Genomic DNA, 5,412 nt, shown 5'->3' on the forward strand with positions numbered 1-5,412 from the left:
GACAGCCATGATCCCTATGATCATTTCCGGGGAACGTTCTACCATAATTCCCACTACACTATCAGGTTTTATTCCCTTTTCTCTTAATTTTCTGGCCAGTTGGTTTGCCTTTTCGTTTAGCTCCCTATAAGACAGCTGTTTATCTTCAAACACTACAGCAATATTATTGGGTGTCCGTTCCACCTGTTCCTCAAAAATCTGATGGATGGTCTTTTCCCGAGGGTATCCTGCTTTTGTATTATTAAATTCATATAATATTTGATGTTTTTCGTCTTGTGACAGCATATCAATTTCTAATAGCCTTTTTTCAGGAAAGGCTGCTGCCTCTTCCAATACATTAAGGTAATGGGCAATAAGCCTTATAACTGACTCTTTCTTAAACAACCTGGTAGCATACTCCAATTCAAATGCAATACCGTCCTCTGTTTCCTCAGCGTTTAAAGTCAAGTCAAACTTGGATATTCTTACTTCACTGTCATAGGGCATAAACCTTAGCCCATCCATCTTCACTTCTGATGCCTCGATATTTTGCAGTACAAACATAGTATCGAAAAGTGGATTTCTGCCCAGATCCCTTTCCAGGTTAAGCTTATCTACCAGTTCTTCAAATTGGTAATCTTGGTTTTCGTAAGCCCTTAAGGAGTTTTCTCTTACTTCATTAAGGAAGTCCACAAAAGTCTTTCCACCTTGAGGGTGATTCCTCATGGCTAGCGTGTTTACAAACATACCAATAACGTCCTGAAGATCAGTATGCGGCCTTCCTGCAACGGGACTTCCAACTATAATATCTTCCTGTCCGGTGTACTTGGATAAAAGGACATTGTATGAAGCTAAAAGTACCATGTAGAGCGTGGCACCATTATTCACTGCAAGTTTGTTCAGTTTAACAGCAAGCTCCTTGCCTGCTTTGAAACTGATCACATCTCCCTCAAAACTCTGTATAGCTGGCCTAGGGTAGTCTAGCGGCATATTAAGCAAAGGAATTTCTCCTTTGAATACTTGGAGCCAGTATTCTTCCTGCTTACTAATTGTCCCATCAGCAAACAGCCTGTTCTGCCATACGGAAAAATCCTTGTACTGAATCTTAAGTTCCGGAAGTTCCTTACCTTCATACAGGCTCATAAATTCTCTTACCAGTATGTCGTCAGACACCCCGTCAGATATAATATGGTGCTTATCAAACATCATAATATATCTGTCTTCTCCAACTTTTATAAGCCCAACCCTAAGTAAAGGAGCCTCATCAAGGTCAAAGGTCCTAATAAATTCACTGGCTATTTTCGCAGCTCTTTCCTCGTCGGTTTCCATATACATAACACTAAAATCCACATTGCTATGGACCTTTTGTACCGGTTTACCATCTATCATATGGAATGAGGTACGGAAAGACTCATGTCTGTCAACAAGCTCCCTAAAAGCCTGTTCAAAGCGCAGTTTATCGAGTTTGCCTTCAATTAGCATAATACCAGGCATGTTGTATGCCATCCCAACTGCGTCAAGCTGGTTTAGAATATACAGCCTTTTCTGGGCGGATGAAATTGGATAGTACTCCATCTCCCCAGCCGGCCCAATAGAATGAAATACACTCTCCTTTGCAATCTTGATGCACTCGGCAACTTCAAACATATTTGGGCTCTTAAATATTTCTTTAAGCGGTATGTTTACATTGAACTCTTTGTGAATCCTGGCAATAAGATTTGCTGCCCTTAAGGAATGTCCCCCCAGCTCAAAGAAATTGTCGTTTCTTCCCACTTTCTCTATACTAAGGATATCCTGCCACAACCCCGCAAGTTTCTCCTCCACTTCACCCAAGGGTGCGACATACTCTATTCCAGCATCGATATTGCCGTCAGGTTCGGGCAATGCCTTCCTATCTATTTTGCCATTGGGAGTCAGCGGCAGCTTTTTTAACTGCATAAAATAGGATGGTATCATATAGTCTGGAAGGTCCTTTAAGAGATGTCCCCTTAGTTCTGCTATTGTTAATTCATTTTCCCCTGCCACATAGGCACACAGATACTTGTTTCCCTTCTGATCTTCCCTTGCAATAACCACTGCTTCCTTTATTGAAACGTGCTTTAGCAGTTGTGCTTCTATTTCCCCCAGCTCTATTCTAAATCCCCTTATCTTTACCTGATGATCTACTCTTCCTAAAAATTCCATATTCCCATCAGACAGCCATCTGGCCAGATCCCCTGTACGATACATCCTTTCCCCTGGTATAAACGGGTTAGGTACAAATTTTTCAGCTGTCAGTTCGGGCCGGTTTAGATATCCCCTTGCAAGCCCTTCTCCCCCTATGCACAACTCACCCAAAACCCCTGTAGGCTGAGGTCTCAAGTGTTTGTCAACAACGTAGTATTTTATATTTTGCATTGGCTTTCCGATAGGTACACTCCCGGATTCCAAATAGCTTCCCAGTCTCTTTTCGTAATAACTGGAATCTATGGTGGACTCAGTAACCCCATAGCTATTAACAACCCGCAGTTTCTCTCCATACCAGGATTGTAATCTTTCATAATCTTCCACAGAGAGAGTATCTGATCCAAGTATAAGCAACTTGAGGCTATCAATAATCAAAGCATTATCATGGATATAATCCATAAGAGGAATAATCAGTGCCGGTGTGGATTCAAAGATGGTTATTTTATGGGTTTTAATAAGTGAATATAATCGTGCAGGATCGTATCTCTCCTCGGATGAACAAATAACCATTTGGCCTCCGTTGAGCAGCGTTCTCGAAACATCTCCCACAAATACATCAAAAGAAAAACTTGCGATTTGCAACAGCTTTACATCCATATCCGCAAGCCTATATTCCTTTTTCCATGCGTAAGATATGTTGACAAGACTTCTATGCTCTATCATGATCCCCTTTGGCTTTCCTGTGGTTCCTGATGTATAAATGACATATGCTAAATTACAAGATTTATTAATGACAGGAAGATTTTCTGTTCTCCCGTTGTAATTCACACAGTCATCAAAGCTTATAATATCAAGATCAAATTTAATTTTTTCTTTATGATGTTCTTGCGTAAGAATAATTCCAGCCAAGCTGTCATCGATCATATATCTGATTCGTTCTTCAGGATATTCGGTGTCTATGGGTAAATACGCGCCTCCTGCTTTAAATACAGCAATTACACCTATTATCATTTCTATGGACCGGTCTACCATTATAGCTACTACACTGTCAGGTTTTAATCCCTTGTCCCTTAAGATCCAAGCCAGTTGATTGGCCTTTTCATTAAGTTCTCCGTAAGTCAAGTATTTATCTTCAAATACTACTGCTATGTTATCAGGCGTCTTTTCCACTTGTTCTTCAAATAGCTCTTGTATGGTCTTATCCTTAGGATATTCTACTTTTGTATCATTGAAGCCATAGATTATTTGCTGTTTTTCCTCCTGGGACAACATATTTATTTCCGACAACCTTTTAAACGGATTTGCGGTTATCTCTTCCAACACGTTAAGGTAATGAGCCGCCAACCTTTTTATAGTCTCTTTTTTAAAAAGCCGAGTACAATATTCAAAGCTAAAAGCCATACCATCTTCACGCTCTATTGCATCAATGGATAGGTCAAATTTTGATATTCTATACTCTAGCCCGTTATTAAAAGGTCTGAAGCTTATACCAGGTACTGCAAATTCTACCTTAGAGGCATTTTGCATGGTAAACATAGTATCAAACAGTGGGTTTCTGCTCATGTCCCTCTTCAAGTTAAGCTTCTCAACCAGTTCTTCAAATTGGTAATCCTGATTGTCATAAGCCCTTAGAGCGTTTTCTCTTACTTCATTCAAGAATTCTACAAAGGTACTATCTCCCTTGGGGTAATTTCTCATAGCCAAGGTATTTACAAACATACCAAGGATATCCTGCAGGTCTGAATGTGGCCTTCCGGCTATAGGGCTTCCAACGATTATGTCTTCCTGTCCGGTGTGCTTAGACAGCAATATGTTGTATGCCGCGAGCAGTGTCATGTAAAGCGTAGCCCCATTATCCCTTGCAAGCTTGTTTAATTTATTCGTAAGCTCACTGCCTGCTTCAAAGCTAAAAAAATCCCCTTCAAAGCTTTGTATTACAGGCCTTGGATAGTCTAGCGGCATATTCAGTACAGGTATTTCTCCCTGGAATGCTTGGAGCCAGTATTCCTCCTGGCTGCTAATTCCGCCCTCATCAAACAGTTTATTCTGCCATACAGCGTAGTCCTTGTACTGTATCCGAAGTGCTGGAGGGTTGTTTCCTTCATAAAGATCCATAAACTCACGAATCAGTATGTCCATGGAGACACCATCGGATATAATGTGATGCATATCAAACATCATAAGATGCCTGTCTTCTCCCGTTTTTACAAGCTCTACCCTTAGCAGAGGAGCCTTGCCAAGATCAAAAGGTCTGGCAAATTCCCCAGCATACTCTGCGGCTTTTTCTTCGTTAGTTTCAAAGTACATCACGCTGAATTCCACATGGTCATGAACCTTCTGGACCGGGTTACCATCGATCATGTGGAACGATGTTCTAAGAGTCTCATGCCTTTTTACCAACTGCCTGAAGACTTCCTGGAAACGCGCTGTATCAATGCTTCCTTCCAGCAGCATAATACCAGGCATGTTGTATGCTGTCCCTGCCCCTTCAAGCTGGTTTAGTATATACAGCCTTCTTTGTGCAGATGACATAGGGTAGTATTCCATTTCTCCTGCCGGTTGGATTGACTGATATAGGCTCTCCTTTGAGTCTTTAATATATCTGGCAATTTCTAAGATGGTTGGTGTCTTGAATATTTCCTTAAGAGGTATGTCTATATTGAACTCTTTGTGAATTCTTGCTACAAGGCTTGTTGCCTTTAACGAGTGTCCCCCAAGCATAAAGAAGTTATCATTTCTTCCTACCTTCTCTATTCCAAGGATATCCCGCCACAACAGCGCAAGTTTCTCCTCTATTTCTCCCGAAGGTACTACGTATTCTACGCCGGTATTAACATTGCTATCGAGCACAGGCAATGCTTTCCTGTCTATTTTTCCATTAGGGGTCAATGGCAGCTTTTCCATCCGCACAAAGTAGGAAGGGATCATGTAGTCCGGGAGCTCTTTTGACAAGTGTTCCCTCATCCCCTGTACGGTTATTTCTTGATCCGGTACGACGTATCCACAAAGATACTTATTTCCGTCAGCTCCTTCTTTGTCCAATACCACCGCTTCTTTTATTGCTTCATGCTTTAATAACCGGTTCTCTATTTCACCCAGTTCTATCCTGTAGCCTCTTATCTTTACCTGATGGTCGATCCTGCCCAGATATTCTAGGTTGCCGTCAGGCAGCCACCTTGCCAGGTCACCTGTCCTGTACATCCTTTCACCCGGTGCGAATGGGTTTGCTGCGAATTTTTCTTCTGTAAGTTCCGGTCTGTTCAAGTA

General features: G+C 41.5%; 1 protein-coding gene. It reads right to left on the reverse strand.

The genetic code is table 11. The features are described from left to right. On the reverse strand, nucleotides 1–5,412 hold a 5,412-nt coding region (locus OIU26_RS25740; RefSeq protein ID WP_264218406.1), incomplete at both ends, for a non-ribosomal peptide synthetase.

The sequence above is a fragment of the Paenibacillus sp. BT-177 genome, assembly GCF_025846815.2.
Taxonomy (GTDB): Bacteria; Bacillota; Bacilli; order Paenibacillales; family Paenibacillaceae; genus Paenibacillus; species Paenibacillus polymyxa_C.